This window comes from Bacillus sp. G16 (genome assembly GCF_021282335.1).
Taxonomy (GTDB): Bacteria; Bacillota; Bacilli; order Bacillales; family Bacillaceae; genus Bacillus; species Bacillus inaquosorum.
The window spans coordinates 241,311-258,620 of sequence record NZ_JAJSOZ010000006.1 but is presented as its reverse complement, the minus strand read 5'-3'; the positions used below and the strand labels follow the sequence as shown (position 1 = coordinate 258,620).

Sequence of the window (17,310 nt, the reverse complement as noted above, 5' to 3'; positions counted from 1 at the left end):
TGCACAGATCATATGAAGGTGTATACTATTCTCTGAAAGGGAGCATGTGAGAAACAGAAGATTCTAGGAGGTTAACTCAAATGGCAGCCGATCGAAACACCGGTCATACAGAAGAGGACAAACTTGATGTATTAAAATCAACCCAAACCGTAATACATAAGGCTCTGGAGAAATTGGGATATCCTGAAGAAGTGTACGAACTGTTAAAGGAGCCGATGAGATTATTAACGGTAAAAATACCTGTTCGTATGGACGACGGTTCAGTAAAAATTTTCACAGGTTATCGTGCGCAGCACAATGACTCTGTCGGTCCGACGAAAGGCGGGATACGTTTTCACCCGAACGTAACAGAAAAAGAGGTGAAGGCGCTTTCTATTTGGATGAGTTTAAAATGCGGCATAATTGATCTTCCATATGGCGGTGGTAAAGGCGGAATTGTTTGTGATCCAAGGGATATGTCGTTTAGAGAGCTGGAGCGTCTGAGCAGAGGGTATGTCAGAGCAATCAGCCAAATTGTCGGTCCGACGAAAGACGTGCCGGCGCCGGATGTATTTACAAACTCACAAATCATGGCTTGGATGATGGATGAGTATTCAAGAATTGATGAATTTAATTCGCCTGGATTTATTACAGGCAAGCCGCTTGTGCTTGGCGGATCTCACGGGAGAGAATCTGCGACAGCAAAGGGTGTAACCATCTGCATTAAAGAAGCGGCTAAGAAAAAAGGCATCGATATTAAAGGTGCGCGTGTCGTTGTCCAAGGCTTCGGAAACGCGGGAAGCTATTTGTCGAAATTTATGCACGATGCAGGGGCAAAGGTTGTCGGCATCTCAGATGCGTATGGCGGACTTTACGATCCAGAAGGACTCGATATCGATTACTTACTCGACCGCCGCGACAGCTTCGGTACCGTAACAAAGCTTTTCAACGATACCATTACGAACCAAGAACTGCTGGAGCTGGATTGTGATATCCTCGTTCCTGCTGCGATTGAAAATCAAATTACAGAAGAAAATGCCCATAATATCCGGGCTGAAATTGTCGTTGAAGCGGCAAACGGGCCAACGACACTTGAAGGAACAAAAATTCTTTCAGACCGGGACATTCTGCTTGTACCAGATGTGCTGGCAAGTGCCGGCGGCGTAACGGTTTCTTATTTTGAGTGGGTTCAGAATAATCAAGGCTTCTACTGGAGTGAAGAAGAAGTAGAAGAAAAATTAGAAAAAATGATGGTCAAATCATTTAACAATATTTATGAAATGGCTAAAAACCGAAGAATTGACATGAGACTCGCTGCTTATATGGTCGGCGTTCGCAAAATGGCTGAAGCTTCGCGTTTTAGAGGCTGGATATAAGTTGATGATTTGCATAAAAATAAAAAATCTCCTATGATAAAATAGGAGATTTTTTTATTCGGAAATAGAAAAATATGATGAAATGCCAATCGCAGGAGTTGACGGAAATGATTCAAGAAAAAGCAATAATTATAGGCGGAGGACCTTGCGGATTATCTGCTGCCATTCACCTAAAACAAATTGGCATTGAGGCCCTCGTCATCGAAAAAGGCAATGTCGTTAACAGCATTTACAATTACCCGACGCATCAAACCTTTTTCAGCTCAAGTGAAAAGCTTGAAATCGGAGACGTGGCATTTATTACGGAAAACAGAAAGCCTGTCAGAATTCAGGCTTTGTCGTATTACCGGGAAGTGGTCAAGCGGAAAAACATCCGTGTAAATGCGTTTGAAATGGTTCATAAAGTGACGAAGGCGGAAAACAATACATTCGTGATAGAGACGTCAAAAGGAACTTACACGACACCATATTGTATTATTGCAACAGGCTATTATGATCATCCAAACTATATGAACGTACCCGGTGAGGATTTGCCGAAAGTATTCCATTATTTTAAAGAAGGCCATCCGTACTTTGACAAAGATGTCGTCGTCATCGGCGGGAAAAACTCAAGTGTAGACGCTGCGCTTGAACTCGTGAAATCTGGAGCGCGTGTCACAGTTTTATACAGGGGCAATGAGTATTCGCCAAGCATTAAGCCTTGGATTCTGCCTGAGTTTGAATCGCTAGTCAGAAACGGAACAATCCGTATGGAATTTGGCGCTTGTGTAGAAAAAATCACCGAGGATGAAGTTGTATTCCGCTCCGGCGAGAAGGAAATCATCACCATTAAAAATGATTTTGTATTTGCCATGACAGGCTATCATCCCGACCATCAATTTCTTGAAAAAATGGGTGTTGAAATTGATAAAGAAACAGGACGTCCGTTTTTCAATGAAGAGACCATGGAAACAAACGTTGAAGGTATTTTTATTGCAGGGGTTATTGCTGCGGGGAACAATGCAAATGAAATATTTATTGAAAACGGCAGGTTTCATGGGGGACATATCGCAGAGGAAATCGCAAAAAGAGAAAATCATTAAAGAAAGGGAGCATATGATGAATTCGTATGCTCTTTTTGTTTTTTTAAGTGTAGACAGATGTAAAATCATAAACAACATGGTAGGATAGACTTAGGAATATAAAGGAAAGAGGTTGCCTGATGTTTGCAATCATCTCTGCAGGAATTGCCCCCGGCATCGCGCTGTTAAGTTATTTTTATTTAAAAGATCAGTATGATAATGAACCTGTACATATGGTGCTTCGATCGTTTTTTCTAGGGGTTGTTCTTGTATTTCCCACGATGTTTATCCAGTACGTGCTTGAAAAAGAGAATGTGGGAGGCGGAAGCTTTTTCGTTTCTTTTTTATCTTCGGGGTTTTTGGAGGAATCATTAAAATGGTTTATTTTGATGGTCAGTGTTTACCCGCATGCCCACTTTGATGAGCATTATGACGGGATTGTGTACGGGGCCAGTGTATCGCTCGGTTTTGCAACCCTCGAAAATATTCTATACTTAATCGGTCACGGCGTGGAGCATGCGTTCGTCAGGGCGCTGCTGCCCGTTTCATGCCATGCCTTGATAGGCGTTATTATGGGATTTTACCTTGGGAAAGCCCGTTTTTCCGCTGATAAGACGCGTGTGAAGTGGCTTATTCTTTCTTTAGCAGTCCCGTCACTTTTGCATGGATCGTATGATTTTATCCTCACAGCACTCAGTAATTGGATTTATTATATGCTCCCATTTATGTTATTTTTATGGTGGTTTGGTTTACGCAAAGCGAAAAAAGCCCGTTCCGTCAATATGATGCAAATATAGAAGCCGCACAGAAACCGTGCGGCTTTTTTATGTGCCGATTTATCAAATGAGATTTTATGTTTTGAGGGATAACAAGGAAAGAGTGTATAAAAATAACCTCGTTACAGAAAATACGATTACACTTAAAAATTTGCTGTAGGAGGCTTGAAAAAGATGAAGTCCAAAGGATCGATTATGGCATGTCTCATCCTTTTTTCCTTTACAATAACGACGTTTATCAATACTGAAACCATCGCTGCCTTTTCGAATCAGGTCATTCAAAGAGGGGCAACAGGAGACGATGTGGTCGAACTCCAGGCGCGCCTTCAATACAATGGATACTATAACGGAAAAATTGACGGGGTTTATGGATGGGGAACGTACTGGGCAGTTCGAAATTTTCAGGATCAATTCGGGTTAAAAGAGGTTGACGGCCTTGTCGGAGCTAAAACAAAGCAAACCCTAATATCTAAATCTAAATACTATCGTGAATATGTCATGCAGCAGCTTCAAAAAGGGAATACATTCACACATTACGGAAAAATTCCGCTGAAATACCAGACGAAACCATCAAAAGCAGCAACACAAAAAGCAAGACAGCAAGCAGAGGCGCGGCAGAAACAGCCTGCGGAAAAAACAACGCAGCAGCCTAAAGCGAATAAACAACAAAACAATACACCTGCAAAAGCAAGAAAACAGGATGCGGTCGCTGCCAACATGCCTGGCGGGTTTTCCAACAATGATATCAGGCTGCTTTCTCAGGCAGTTTATGGCGAAGCCCGGGGTGAGCCGTACGAGGGGCAGGTTGCCATTGCAGCAGTCATTTTGAACCGATTGAACAGCCCGTTATTTCCGAATTCTGTGGCCGGGGTTATTTTTGAGCCGCTTGCCTTCACAGCAGTAGCCGACGGGCAAATTTACATGCAGCCTAATGAAACGGCCCGAGAAGCAGTATTGGATGCCATCAATGGCTGGGACCCATCAGAGGAAGCGCTGTACTACTTTAACCCGGATACAGCTACAAGTCCGTGGATTTGGGGGCGTCCGCAGATTAAAAGAATCGGTAAACACATTTTCTGTGAGTAGCAGGACATGAGAAAGCATAAAAAGAGGTGTGATAAATGATCAGAGGAATTTTAATCGCCGTGCTCGGTATTGCAATTGTCGGTACAAGCTACTGGGGATACAAAGAGCACCAGGAAAAAGACGCAGTTCTTCTTCATGCTGAAAATAACTATCAGCGGGCGTTTCATGAACTTACCTATCAGATGGATCAGCTTCATGATAAAATCGGAACAACACTTGCTATGAACAGCCAAAAATCGCTGTCACCTGCATTGGTAGATGTGTGGAGGATTACATCTGAAGCTCATAATAGTGTCAGTCAGCTGCCGCTTACATTAATGCCGTTTAACAAAACAGAAGAGCTATTATCAAAGATCGGCGATTTCAGTTATAAAACGTCAGTCAGAGATTTGGACCAAAAGCCGCTTGATAAAAAAGAGTATACATCACTAAATAAGCTATATCAGCAATCCGAAGATATACAAAATGAACTGCGTCATGTTCAGCATCTTGTCATGAGCAAAAACCTTCGCTGGATGGACGTAGAGATGGCGCTGGCTTCTGACGAAAAACAAAGTGATAATACGATTATCAACAGCTTTAAAACTGTCGAAAAAAATGTTGGTGCATTTTCCACTGGAACTGATCTAGGCCCGAGTTTCACAAGCACAAAAAAAGAAGAGAAAGGCTTTGGCCATCTGAAAGGAAAAGAAATTTCCGAACAGGAAGCAAAACAAATTGCTGAGCGCTTTGCCCCGGATGATAATTACTCAATTAAAGTGGTAAAGAGCGGAAAAAAAACAAATCGCGACGTATATAGCATCAGCATGAAAGACCCAGACCATAAAGCAGCGATTTATATGGATATTACGAAAAAGGGCGGGCATCCGGTATATTTGATCCAAAACAGAGAAGTGAAAAATCAGAAAATCAGTTTGAATGACGGATCGAACCGCGCGCTCGCCTTTTTAAAGAAAAACAGATTTGAAACAGATGATTTGGAAATTGATGAAAGTGCCCAATATGATAAAATCGGCGTATTTTCATATGTTCCTGTTGAAAATAAAGTCCGGATGTACCCAGAAGCGATTCGCATGAAAGTAGCCTTGGACGACGGTGAGGTTGTCGGCTTTTCAGCAAGAGACTTCCTAACATCCCACAGAAAAAGAAACATAGCTAAGCCAGCCATTACTGAAGAAGAAGCAAAATCCAAATTAAATAAAAATGTACAAGTGAGGGAAACAAGGCTCGCTTTGATTACAAATGAAGTTGGGCAAGAAGTGTTGTGCTATGAAATGCTCGGAACCATTGAAAACGACACATTCAGGATGTATATTAATGCTAAAGACGGATCGGAAGAAAAGGTTGAAAAACTAAAAAATGCCGAACCTATATATAAAGACCTATAAAAAATAGGAGGAAAGGACTAAATGTCTTTTCCTTTTTTTCATTACATGCTTTAATAAAAAGTGAGTATATTTGAATACGAAAGAGTGAAGTCAATGATGATAGAGATTGGGGAAAATGTACATTTAGAATATATAGAAGAAAATGAATTGAAAAAGGCAAAGAGCAAGGCAGTAAGCATCGAAAACAATGAGCTTTTGATTGCGTACCCTGTTGATGTAGTTACAGGGCGAACTGTGATTTTACATAACGATATGGAAGTAATGGTAGAGTTTGTGGGCAAAGACGAAGTTCCTTACCGCTTTACAAGCCGCATAAAAGGTAAAGTGAAGGACAAACTTCAAATGATCTGTCTTGAAGTGCCTCCCCGTGAAAAAATGAAACGAATCCAGCGCCGCCAGTATGTAAGGTCTGATGCGGTATTGGATGTGCAAATTAAGCCGGGAGATGAAAAAGAAGGGTTCCACACACTTTCCTATAACATCAGTGCAGGCGGCATCGCCGTGATTTTAGCTGATGGCCGTTCTTTTCAATCCGGAGAATCATTGCGCCTTATCATCAGTCTTTCTGAAGAGGAGAACGCACGTCAAATAGAAACAGCAGCCGTTGTCAGACGAATCTTTAATGATCCAAAATCCAGGAAACGTAAAATGACCATTGAGTATACGGGAATCGCAGCAAGTGACCAGCAGTTCCTGCTTCAATATTGCATCCGGCGCCAGTTAAATAAGAGAAGAAAGGCCCGGATGGAATAAACATCGGCAAACACTTCCATACTATTTGTGATGGAGGTGCTCCGATGAAAACATTTGAACGGCTGCTAATTAAAATATTGTTTATTCAGGCCATCATTTTACTTAGTGTCCAATTTCTTTTTCACTATCAGCATATTGAACCTTATGTATCAAAAGTGATTCAATATGAAGGGGTGGATAACATGGAGGGGGACAATAAGATTGAAACCTTCAAACATTAATTATTCATCAATTTTTCACCCTTTTTCATAAAGTTCGTGATACAATCCATAGAGGAGAAAAGAGCAAGGAGAGGAATTATGGAAAAGAAATTATCGATTGCAATCGACGGCCCGGCAGCTGCGGGGAAAAGCACCGTTGCCAAAATTGTGGCTGAGAAAAAATCGTACATATATATTGATACAGGAGCGATGTATCGGGCGATTACGTACGCGGCTTTACAGGAAAACGTTGATCTGACAGATGAAGAAAAACTGGCTGAGCTGCTAAAGCGGACAAACATTGAACTGATTACAACAAAAGAAGGACAAAAAGTACTCGTTAACGGCACCGATGTAACTGAGGCGATCAGAACAGATGAAGTCAGCAACCAAGTTTCAATTGCGGCCAAGCATAGAAGCGTCAGAGAAGAAATGGTGAAGCGCCAGCAGCAGCTTGGGGAAAAAGGCGGCGTCGTCATGGATGGACGTGATATCGGGACTCACGTGCTGCCGAATGCAGAAGTGAAGATTTTTCTTTTGGCATCTGTTGAAGAGAGAGCGAAACGCCGTTATGAAGAAAATATGAAAAAAGGCTTCGATGTCAACTACGAAACATTAATAGAGGAAATTGCAAGAAGAGACAAGCTTGATTCAGAGCGCGAAGTATCTCCCCTGCGCAAAGCAGAAGACGCTCTTGAAATCGACACGACATCTCTTTCTATTCAAGAAGTAGCTGATAAAATCCTTGAGGCAGTAGAGCAAAAGTCCCGCTGATTAAGGCGAATGCCACTTTTTTTGAATTTTTCAACGAAGAAAGAATGTTATTGCTTGACAAACCTGTCCTTTTATTAGAAGTTAATACTAATAAAACTTTTTATTGATCATTCAAAAAACTTTTTTGGATGATTCTTTAATACATATTCGGCTAAAAGCGGGCATGTTTATATGTTCAGCTTTCAAACCGTTTTAATTAAGCTGTGTAGGTTTGGACCAAGGAGGTTATTCAAATGACAGAGGAAATGAATCAAATTGATGTTCAAGTGCCAGAGGTTGGAGATGTAGTTAAAGGGATTGTGACAAAGGTAGAGGACAAGCATGTGGATGTAGAAATTATCAATGTCAAACAGTCCGGCATTATTCCAATCAGTGAATTATCAAGTCTTCATGTAGAGAAAGCATCGGATGTTGTAAAAGTAGACGACGAGCTTGACCTGAAAGTAACAAAAGTGGAAGACGATGCTTTGATTTTATCTAAACGTGCTGTTGATGCAGACCGCGCTTGGGAAGACCTTGAGAAAAAATTTGAAACAAAAGAAGTGTTTGAAGCTGAAGTAAAAGATGTCGTAAAAGGCGGCCTTGTCGTTGATATCGGCGTTCGAGGTTTTATCCCGGCATCACTTGTTGAAGCGCATTTCGTTGAAGATTTTACTGACTATAAAGGGAAAACACTGTCTCTGCTCGTTGTAGAGCTTGACCGTGATAAAAACCGCGTGATCCTTTCACACCGTGCCGTTGTTGAAAGTGAACAAGCGAATAAAAAACAAGAACTTCTTCAGTCTCTTGAAGTTGGAAGTGTACTGGATGGAAAAGTACAGCGCCTGACTGACTTTGGCGCGTTTGTTGATATCGGCGGTATCGACGGACTTGTACACATTTCACAGCTTTCCCACTCCCATGTAGAGAAGCCGTCTGACGTTGTCGAAGAGGGACAGGAAGTAAAAGTGAAAGTATTATCGGTTGACCGTGATAATGAACGTATTTCTTTATCTATCAAAGATACACTGCCTGGACCTTGGAGCCAAATCGGCGAGAAAGTGAAACCTGGTGATGTGCTTGAAGGAACTGTGCAGCGTCTAGTAAGCTTCGGTGCCTTTGTTGAAATCCTTCCAGGTGTTGAAGGTCTCGTTCATATTTCTCAAATTTCTAATAAACACATCGGCACGCCGCATGAAGTCCTTGAAGAAGGACAGACTGTAAAAGTGAAGGTTCTTGATGTGAATGAAAATGAGGAGCGCATTTCATTAAGCATGCGTGAACTTGAAGAAGCGCCTAAAGCCGATCAGGAAGATTACCGTCAATATCAGGCGAAGGAAGAAACAAGCACTGGCTTCCAGCTTGGAGATCTGATCGGAGATAAGCTGAATAAACTAAAATAATTGGTGATAAACGTGACTCGAGCAGAACGGAAAAGACAACACATCAATCATGCCCTGTCCACCGGCCAAAAGCGGGAAACGGGTCTTGATGATATTACGTTTGTTCATGTCAGTCTGCCCGATCTTGCATTAGAACAAGTAGATATTTCCACAAAAATCGGCGAACTTTCAAGCAGTTCGCCGATTTTTATCAATGCAATGACTGGCGGCGGCGGACAACTTACATATGAAATAAATAAATCGCTTGCACGAGCGGCTCGTCAGGCTGGAATACCTCTTGCTGTCGGATCGCAAATGTCCGCATTAAAAGATCCCTCAGAGCGTGTTTCGTATGAAATCGTTCGAAAGGAAAACCCAAACGGGCTGATTTTTGCCAACCTGGGGAGCGAGGCGACAGCTGATCATGCAAAGGAAGCAGTTGATATGATTGGAGCGGATGCGCTGCAGATTCACTTGAATGTGATTCAGGAAATTGTGATGCCTGAAGGAGACCGAAGCTTTAGTGGCGCTCTGAACCGTATTGAACAAATTTGCAGCCAGGTCAGTGTACCAGTCATTGTGAAAGAAGTCGGCTTCGGTATGAGCAAAGAATCAGCAGGGAAGGTGTATGAAGCTGGAGCGGCAGCTGTTGATATTGGCGGTTACGGGGGTACAAATTTTTCGAAAATCGAAAATCTCCGAAGACAGCGGCAAATTACTTTTTTTGACTCGTGGGGCATTTCGACAGCCGCAAGTTTGGCGGAAATCCGCTCTTCGTTTCCCGCAAGCACAATGATTGCGTCCGGCGGCCTGCAGGATGCGCTTGATGTGGCGAAGGCAATTGCGCTTGGGGCCTCTTGCACCGGAATGGCAGGACATTTTTTAAAAGCACTGACTGACAGCGGCGAGGAAGGACTGCTTGAGGAGATTCAGCTGATCCTTGAGGAATTGAAAATGATTATGACCGTGCTGGGCGCCAGAACGATTTCTGATTTGCAAAAGGCGCCTCTTGTGATCAAAGGTGAAACCCATCATTGGCTTACAGAGAGAGGGATCGATACGTCCAGCTATAGTGTGCGATAAATATTAAAGCCCAAAACTTATGAGTTTTGGGCTTTTTGTTTTATGATTTTCGCTTTTTGAAGCTTCCGTTTTGTTCAAGGCTTGTCGCTCCGTCATAGTGAATGGACTGGTCTCGGTCTGATTCGACTCTGCCAGAAGCTTTGAGTTTTTTCTCCTGTCTGTCTTTTCCCATGATCATGCTCCTTAATGTGAGATGGATTGTTTAAAAAAAGCGCTTGGGTTCCATACTGGGAGTATGGAGGAAGCAATATGGAACAATTTTATTACTATTGGTCAATGTGGTTTCTGTGGGTCCTGACAACATTTATTTTTGAAAAGACGAAAAGACGATTTGCCGTCTCTGTCTTTATTTTGACTAATATAATCCTAAGCATACATGACATTACTTTATATTTTTCCCTGAATGCTGCTTATATGATGTTTTTCGTCTGCGGGTGTGTCTATGCCGGGTATTTGGGAATGTATCGTTTTCGTTATCTCATGGTCTTTCTGACGCTTGTTGGCGGGTATGCGTTTGTCTATCTTTTTGCATTATATGATCCGGTTTGGTTCATCATAAAACCTGAGTGGGTTGCCGTTATATTATTAGTGCTTTTGACAGCTTCAGTTGAAAGGGATTTCGAGAAGCAGCTTACCTTATTTGTCCTAGGGATGTGCCAAGGCGAACTGGTGTATTCGTTTGTGATTCAGAAGTTGGCTGGGGGATTGGCTGTCGGCGGCTTTCAATGGCTGAATGCGTGTTCTGCGGGCATGATATTGCTGTTTGGCATATCCAAATACGAACAGCTCGCAAGCCAAATTGGTCAAAAAAGCAAAAGATCAAACAAAGGAGCTACCAAAATGTCATGAGTGATTACATCTATCCGATTATTGCTGGGGTCATTGCCGGAGTAGCAACACGGCTTTATATGCTGAAAACGGATTACCGCCAGTATCCGACCTATATTCATGGGAAAGTCATTCATATTGCACTAGGGCTGATCGCGGCTGGTTTAGGGGCAATTATTATGCCGGCGCTTTTGCAGGAGGAATTTACGGCCATCACATTTTTAACGTTAGCCGCGACGCAATTTAGAGATGTCCGAAACATGGAGCGGAACACGCTGACGCAAATGGATTCGTATGAACTTGTCTCAAGGGGAAGCACATATATTGAGGGAATTGCCATTGCGTTTGAAAGCAGAAATTATATTGTGATCTTTACAGCGCTTTTGACAACCTCTGCGTATGTGTTTTTATCCATTTGGGCTGCAATTATAGCGGCTATTGTTTGTTTTTTGCTGGCAATGAAATTTATGTCGGGCAGTGTATTGAAGGATATTGTAGACATTGAGTACATAAAGCCTCACTTTGACGGTCCGGGACTGTTTGTTGATAATATTTATATGATGAATATCGGGCTTCCGGAGAAACAGGAGCTGATTTTAAAGCATGGCATGGGCTTTATTTTAACGCCGAAAAACTTTAATTCAGCAGCGACGATTGCCAACTTAGGGCAGCGCCAGGCGATTTTATTTGATGTTTCCAATGTGCTCGGGGTTTATCGGGACTCAGGCGAGCCGTCTCTGACGCCCATTGCAAAACGGGATTTAAATGACGGGAGAGTGGCAGTCTTTGTTCTGCCGCAAATTAACCACCCCGAAACGGCTGTTCAGATCATCAGCAATGTTCCAACCTTGGAAAACGCAATCAGAATGCCGACGGAATTTATCAAAAAGCAGGATAAGGTGATAGGATGAGCGAATCTCTCACGAAAGTGATTTTGTCTGTGATCACGACTAACCGAAACCGGGCTGCGGGAGGAGCGCCTGTCTTTTTTTGCAATGACCAAAAGGAGATGGAGCTTTTCGCTAAAAATCTTGAGGCGATCCTTGATGGAATAGCGCATAGAATTGGGGATGACGTGTATTTGATCGTGAAACATTTTTAAGAATAGTTGTGATCCCAGTAAAAACTGATATAATAAATGAGTTAAGCCCTTCCTCTGAAGGGTTTCTTTTCATAAAAGTGAATGAAATGATTTTAATAACCGGTTGAAAATTTATGTAAAAATGAAAGCGGCTGGATCGAAAGGAAGGGTACTATGGGTAAACCTGTCGTAGCCATTGTCGGGAGACCAAATGTAGGAAAATCCACAATCTTTAACCGGATTGCGGGAGAAAGAATTTCAATAGTAGAAGATACCCCTGGTGTGACAAGGGATCGGATATACAGCTCGGCTGAATGGCTGAATTATGATTTTAATTTGATTGATACTGGCGGTATTGATATCGGTGATGAGCCGTTCTTAGCGCAAATTCGCCAGCAGGCTGAAATCGCCATGGATGAAGCGGACGTCATTATTTTTATGGTGAATGGCCGTGAAGGCGTAACAGCTGCTGATGAAGAAGTAGCAAAAATTTTGTACCGCACGAAAAAGCCTGTTGTTTTGGCAGTTAATAAACTGGATAACACAGAAATGAGAGCGAATATTTATGATTTTTATTCGCTTGGCTTTGGCGAGCCGTATCCAATTTCGGGAACACACGGACTCGGACTGGGTGATTTACTGGATGCCGTTGCAGAGCATTTTAAAAACATTCCTGAAACGAAATATGATGAAGAAGTTGTTCAATTTTGCCTGATCGGGCGCCCGAATGTCGGAAAGTCCTCACTTGTGAATGCGATGCTCGGCGAAGAGCGCGTCATTGTGAGCAACGTGGCGGGAACGACAAGAGATGCTGTTGATACGGCATTTACGTACAACCAGCAGGAGTTTGTCATTGTCGATACTGCCGGTATGCGAAAAAAAGGGAAAGTCTATGAAACGACTGAAAAGTACAGTGTGCTGCGCGCGCTGAAAGCAATCGACCGCTCAGAAGTCGTTGCGGTTGTGCTGGATGGCGAAGAAGGCATTATTGAACAGGACAAGCGCATCGCCGGTTATGCACACGAAGCGGGCAAGGCAGTCGTAATTGTCGTAAACAAATGGGATGCTGTTGACAAAGATGAAAGCACGATGAAAGAATTTGAAGAAAATATCCGTGATCATTTTCAATTTCTTGATTATGCACCAATCCTATTCATGTCAGCCTTAACGACAAAACGGATCCATACGCTGATGCCTGCGATTATTAAAGCGAGCGAAAACCATTCACTTCGAGTTCAAACGAATGTCTTAAATGATGTCATTATGGATGCTGTGGCAATGAATCCGACGCCGACTCATAACGGTTCTCGTTTGAAGATTTATTATGCGACTCAAGTGTCGGTAAAGCCGCCGAGTTTCGTTGTGTTTGTAAACGATCCGGAATTGATGCATTTTTCGTACGAACGCTTTTTAGAAAACCGAATCAGAGATGCGTTCGGTTTTGAAGGAACACCAATTAAAATATTTGCAAGAGCTAGAAAATAAAAAGGTGTGAAGCAAATATGAAAAGAGTCACTATGCTCGGAGCGGGAAGCTGGGGGACGGCACTGGCTTTAGTGTTAGCTGATAATCATCACAATGTAACCATGTGGGGGCACCGTGCAGATCTGATTCATCAAATCAATGATCTCCATGAAAATAAGGATTATTTGCCGAACGTCAAGCTTCCTGAATCAATAGAGGCAACAACGGATATCGAGAAAGCTGTTTCGGATGCAGATTTCATTATCGTTGCGGTTCCGACAAAAGCGATTCGGGAAGTGCTGAGACAGGCTGTGCCTTTTATAACGAAAAAGGCAGTCTTTGTTCATGTCAGCAAAGGCATAGAACCTGATTCGCTCCTGCGCATTTCTGAGATTATGGAAATTGAGCTCCCGAGCGATGCCAGAAAGGATATTGTTGTTCTTTCCGGACCGAGCCATGCGGAAGAAGTGGGGCTGCGGCATCCGACGACCGTTACTGCATCTTCAAAGAGCATGCGGGCAGCAGAAGAGGTGCAGGATTTATTTATTAATCACAATTTCCGGGTGTACACAAACCCTGACATTATCGGAGTTGAAATCGGGGGGGCTTTAAAAAATATTATTGCCCTCGCCGCAGGAATTACAGACGGTTTAGGGTATGGCGACAATGCCAAAGCGGCTTTGATTACACGCGGACTTGCCGAAATCGCGAGACTCGGAACGAAAATGGGCGGGAATCCCCTGACGTTTTCTGGATTGACAGGAGTAGGCGATCTGATTGTTACGTGCACAAGTGTACATTCCAGAAACTGGCGTGCCGGCAATTTGCTTGGAAAGGGCTACAAGCTTGAAGACGTACTCGAAGAGATGGGAATGGTAGTCGAAGGCGTCCGCACGACAAAAGCGGCTTACCAGCTTTCGAAGAAATATGATGTGAAAATGCCGATTACAGAAGCACTCCATCAAGTTCTATTTAACGGACAAAAAGTGGAAACTGCTGTTGAATCTTTAATGGCGAGGGGCAAAACCCACGAGATGGAGGATCTGGTCAATACGTTTGAAAATCAAGTGAAGTAAAAGTGTCAATCGTATTGAAGACCGCATATCTTAATTGAACGAAAGCTCGAAAAACAGAAGAACACCCAAGTCTTGGGATCTCCTGAAACATTTTGCCGATTTAGGCAATAGAGGATGCATCTGTGTGTCAAGTCGCATACTATAGCATCGAAGTCCAAGAGAGTGTTTCTTAAACGTGCAGGTGAATATAGTCAATTTGACTGAAGTGAAGGTCCCCCTCTTTGCTTCAGTTTTTTTTGTTCTATCAAAGGATGGAAAATCTGGTTGATCTTTTCCGGGGCTGTATATTAAAATTAAAATATAACGCTTACATCATACATATCGGGGAGGCGCAGGTCATTGAGTCTGGCATTGATGAAAATGTGGTTTGCACTGGGGTCCATGGGTCTGATGTTTCTGGCTGTAGCTTCCATCTATTTAAGCCGGTTTAAGTTTCAAAATCGGTTTCTGAAGATTGCGGTATCGTCTTTTGCTTACATGTGTATGCTCATATCTGGAATTATTGTGTTTTTCGTGGTATTCAGCGGCCCCGTCAATGAATAAAGCTGTAAAAGGAAGTGCTGTATGGGTAAACTGAAGTGCGCTATAATTTTTGCGGCAGTCGTGTTTTTATCGGGGTGTTTATATCCGAATGAGCGGAAAAGCAGTGTACATGCCATTCCTTATCAGGACCAGCTAAAGCAGGTTCAGTCTGCTGTTGATGAATTTCAAAAGGCTAATGGAGGGCTGCTTCCCATTCAAACAAAAGATATGTCGACACCGCTATATCAAAAGTATCCGATAGACTTTAACCGTTTAGCGCCGAGATATATAGCCGAACCTCCAAGCACGGCATATGAAAGCGGAGGAGACTATCAATATGTGCTTGTTGACGTAGAGAACGATCCGACTGTTAAATTGATTGATCTAAAGATGGCTGAAAAAATCCGCGATGTGAAATTGCGCGTCCAAATGTACCGCCAGGAGCATCAATATCCGCCTTACAAGGATGTGCTATCACGTGATTTATTTACACTCGATGGGAAGAAGCTTGGGGATGGAAGCTCTCTTACAGTGACAAGCCCAATCTCAGGGAATTCCTTGCCGCTTATGATTGACGGAGACGGAGAAATATATGCCGATTACCGGACTGAGCTGGCTTCTTGCCTCAAAAAAAGCAAAAAAACGTTTAAACCCGGTTCTGAAATCCAGGATATGATTTGGCAAGAAACCCCCTTTGTCCCCGCGTTTTCTGTGAAATATACGGTAAATGACAAACAGGAACCTGTTTTTTTAGAAAATGATATGAAAAAGGAATGAACCTTTCTCCCTTGCATACAAATAGGGAGAAAGGTTTTTTTATACTTTAATAGATTGTGGATGGGAAATTTTCTAAAGATGTCATATTGAAATAGGACAACGTCATACACATATAGTGTCCTGTGTTTGATTGAAAGAGCTTAATAAAATTGAGAAGGATAGGAAGTCCGGGAGGGGATCACTTGGAAAAGGTCGATATTTTCAAGGATATCGCTGAACGAACAGGAGGCGATATATACTTAGGAGTCGTAGGTGCTGTCCGTACAGGAAAATCCACGTTTATTAAGAAATTTATGGAGCTTGTGGTGCTCCCGAATATCAGTAACGAAGCAGACCGGGCACGTGCGCAGGATGAACTGCCGCAAAGCGCAGCCGGCAAAACGATTATGACTACAGAGCCTAAATTTGTTCCGAATCAGGCGATGTCTGTTCATGTGTCAGACGGACTCGATGTCAATATAAGATTAGTAGATTGTGTAGGTTACACAGTTCCCGGTGCAAAAGGATATGAAGATGAAAACGGGCCGCGGATGATTAATACGCCTTGGTACGAAGAACCGATCCCATTTCATGAGGCTGCTGAAATCGGCACACGAAAAGTCATTCAGGAACACTCGACCATCGGAGTTGTCATTACGACAGACGGCACCATTGGGGATATCGCCAGAAGTGACTATATAGAGGCTGAAGAAAGAGTTATTGAAGAGCTGAAAGAGGTTGGCAAACCCTTTATTATGGTCATCAACTCAGTGAGGCCGTATCACCCGGAAACAGAAGCCATGCGCCAGGATTTAAGCGAAAAATATGATATCCCGGTATTGGCAATGAGCGTAGAAAGCATGCGGGAAACAGATGTGCTGAATGTGCTCAGAGAGGCCCTCTACGAGTTTCCGGTGCTTGAAGTGAATGTCAATCTCCCAAGCTGGGTAATGGTGCTGAAAGAAAACCATTGGCTGCGTGAAAGCTATCAGGAATCCGTGAAGGAAACCGTTAAGGATATTAAGCGTCTCAGGGATGTAGACAGGGTTGTCGGCCAATTCAGCGAGTTTGAGTTCATTGAAAGTGCCGGGTTAGCCGGAATCGAGCTGGGCCAAGGGGTGGCTGAAATTGATTTGTACGCGCCGGACCAATTATATGATCAAATCCTGAAAGAAGTGGTGGGCGTTGAAATCAGAGGAAGAGACCATCTGCTTGAGCTCATGCAGGACTTCGCCCATGCGAAAACAGAATATGATCAAGTGTCCGATGCCTTAAAAATGGTCAAACAGACGGGATACGGCATTGCAGCGCCTGCTTTAACAGATATGAGTCTCGATGAGCCGGAAATTATACGGCAGGGCTCACGATTCGGTGTGAGGCTGAAAGCTGTCGCTCCGTCGATCCATATGATCAAAGTAGACGTCGAAAGCGAGTTCGCGCCGATTATCGGAACGGAAAAACAAAGCGAAGAGCTTGTACGCTATTTGATGCAAGACTTTGAGGATGATCCGCTCTCCATCTGGAACTCCGATATCTTCGGAAGATCACTGAGCTCAATTGTAAGAGAGGGGATTCAGGCAAAGCTGTCATTAATGCCTGAAAACGCACGGTACAAATTAAAAGAAACGTTAGAAAGAATTATAAACGAAGGCTCAGGCGGCTTAATCGCCATCATCCTGTAATACCGCAAGACCTCTTTATAGAATGGGAGGTCTTTTTTCTTTGCTCTTAATAATGGAAAAGGAT

The 17,310-nt window shown here is 43.0% G+C and carries 19 protein-coding genes; 18 read left to right on the top strand and 1 reads right to left on the bottom strand.

Going from position 1 to position 17,310, the window contains the following annotated elements:
- The first annotated feature begins 80 nt into the window (after positions 1-80).
- The 10 genes from gudB (at position 81) to fni (ending at position 9,837) form a co-directional block, all read left to right on the top strand.
- Positions 81-1,355 carry an NAD-specific glutamate dehydrogenase gene (gudB, locus tag LWH95_RS10150; protein WP_004398159.1) on the top strand — a complete coding sequence of 425 codons (1,275 nt, stop codon included), beginning with the start codon at positions 81-83 and terminating at the stop codon, positions 1,353-1,355.
- A 107-nt stretch (positions 1,356-1,462) separates the two neighbouring features.
- A complete protein-coding gene (locus tag LWH95_RS10145; protein WP_232919450.1) occupies positions 1,463-2,437 on the top strand; it encodes a YpdA family putative bacillithiol disulfide reductase in 975 nt (324 codons plus the stop codon).
- A gap of 119 nt (positions 2,438-2,556) precedes the next feature.
- Complete coding sequence (gene prsW, locus LWH95_RS10140) at positions 2,557-3,213, top strand: glutamic-type intramembrane protease PrsW (RefSeq protein WP_004398155.1); 657 nt, start codon at positions 2,557-2,559, stop codon at positions 3,211-3,213.
- A 153-nt stretch (positions 3,214-3,366) separates the two neighbouring features.
- Positions 3,367-4,278, top strand: coding sequence for a spore cortex-lytic enzyme (gene sleB / locus LWH95_RS10135; protein ID WP_004398152.1), 912 nt, complete (start codon positions 3,367-3,369; stop codon positions 4,276-4,278).
- Positions 4,279-4,313: 35 nt separating this feature from the next.
- Positions 4,314-5,666, top strand: coding sequence for a germination protein YpeB (ypeB, locus tag LWH95_RS10130; protein ID WP_232919449.1), 1,353 nt, complete (start codon positions 4,314-4,316; stop codon positions 5,664-5,666).
- A 96-nt stretch (positions 5,667-5,762) separates the two neighbouring features.
- Positions 5,763-6,419: a flagellar brake protein gene (locus tag LWH95_RS10125; RefSeq protein ID WP_232919485.1), complete on the top strand. Its 657-nt coding sequence runs from the start codon at positions 5,763-5,765 to the stop codon at positions 6,417-6,419.
- A gap of 44 nt (positions 6,420-6,463) precedes the next feature.
- Positions 6,464-6,640 (top strand): YpfB family protein, encoded by a 177-nt coding sequence (locus tag LWH95_RS10120; RefSeq protein WP_004398147.1) that lies wholly within the window; start codon positions 6,464-6,466, stop codon positions 6,638-6,640.
- Positions 6,641-6,718: 78 nt separating this feature from the next.
- On the top strand, positions 6,719-7,393 hold the full coding sequence (gene cmk / locus LWH95_RS10115) for a (d)CMP kinase (RefSeq protein ID WP_019258767.1): 675 nt from the start codon (positions 6,719-6,721) through the stop codon (positions 7,391-7,393).
- 233 nt (positions 7,394-7,626) lie between these two features.
- Complete coding sequence (rpsA, locus tag LWH95_RS10110) at positions 7,627-8,775, top strand: 30S ribosomal protein S1 (RefSeq protein ID WP_003225495.1); 1,149 nt, start codon at positions 7,627-7,629, stop codon at positions 8,773-8,775.
- 12 nt (positions 8,776-8,787) lie between these two features.
- Positions 8,788-9,837, top strand: a complete 1,050-nt coding sequence (gene fni / locus LWH95_RS10105) for a type 2 isopentenyl-diphosphate Delta-isomerase (RefSeq protein ID WP_232919448.1) — start codon at positions 8,788-8,790, stop codon at positions 9,835-9,837.
- A gap of 40 nt (positions 9,838-9,877) precedes the next feature.
- Here the strand turns inward: fni and LWH95_RS10100 are convergent, their stop codons facing one another.
- Positions 9,878-10,009, bottom strand: a complete 132-nt coding sequence (locus LWH95_RS10100) for a YpzI family protein (RefSeq protein ID WP_004398140.1) — start codon at positions 10,007-10,009, stop codon at positions 9,878-9,880.
- A 77-nt stretch (positions 10,010-10,086) separates the two neighbouring features.
- Here LWH95_RS10100 and LWH95_RS10095 point away from each other — a divergent pair, with 77 nt between their 5' ends.
- From LWH95_RS10095 to spoIVA, 8 genes are all read left to right on the top strand, one after another.
- Positions 10,087-10,686, top strand: coding sequence for a YphA family membrane protein (locus LWH95_RS10095; RefSeq protein ID WP_004398139.1), 600 nt, complete (start codon positions 10,087-10,089; stop codon positions 10,684-10,686).
- A complete protein-coding gene (locus LWH95_RS10090) occupies positions 10,683-11,576 on the top strand; it encodes a YIEGIA family protein (RefSeq protein WP_060398911.1) in 894 nt (297 codons plus the stop codon). The genes LWH95_RS10095 and LWH95_RS10090 overlap by 4 nt, the downstream gene beginning before the upstream one ends.
- Entirely contained in the window at positions 11,573-11,767 is a 195-nt protein-coding gene (locus LWH95_RS10085; protein ID WP_004398137.1) for a capping complex subunit for YIEGIA, read from the top strand. The genes LWH95_RS10090 and LWH95_RS10085 overlap by 4 nt, the downstream gene beginning before the upstream one ends.
- Before the next feature lie 153 nt (positions 11,768-11,920).
- Positions 11,921-13,231, top strand: a complete 1,311-nt coding sequence (gene der / locus LWH95_RS10080) for a ribosome biogenesis GTPase Der (protein WP_003225506.1) — start codon at positions 11,921-11,923, stop codon at positions 13,229-13,231.
- Between the two features lie 17 nt (positions 13,232-13,248).
- Positions 13,249-14,286 (top strand): NAD(P)H-dependent glycerol-3-phosphate dehydrogenase, encoded by a 1,038-nt coding sequence (locus LWH95_RS10075; protein WP_019258762.1) that lies wholly within the window; start codon positions 13,249-13,251, stop codon positions 14,284-14,286.
- Between the two features lie 339 nt (positions 14,287-14,625).
- Positions 14,626-14,829, top strand: a complete 204-nt coding sequence (locus LWH95_RS10070; protein ID WP_004398135.1) for a DUF2768 domain-containing protein — start codon at positions 14,626-14,628, stop codon at positions 14,827-14,829.
- Between the two features lie 21 nt (positions 14,830-14,850).
- Positions 14,851-15,585 carry a hypothetical protein gene (locus LWH95_RS10065; RefSeq protein WP_004398134.1) on the top strand — a complete coding sequence of 245 codons (735 nt, stop codon included), beginning with the start codon at positions 14,851-14,853 and terminating at the stop codon, positions 15,583-15,585.
- Between the two features lie 182 nt (positions 15,586-15,767).
- A complete protein-coding gene (spoIVA, locus tag LWH95_RS10060; RefSeq protein WP_004398133.1) occupies positions 15,768-17,246 on the top strand; it encodes a stage IV sporulation protein A in 1,479 nt (492 codons plus the stop codon).
- Positions 17,247-17,310 lie beyond the last annotated feature (64 nt).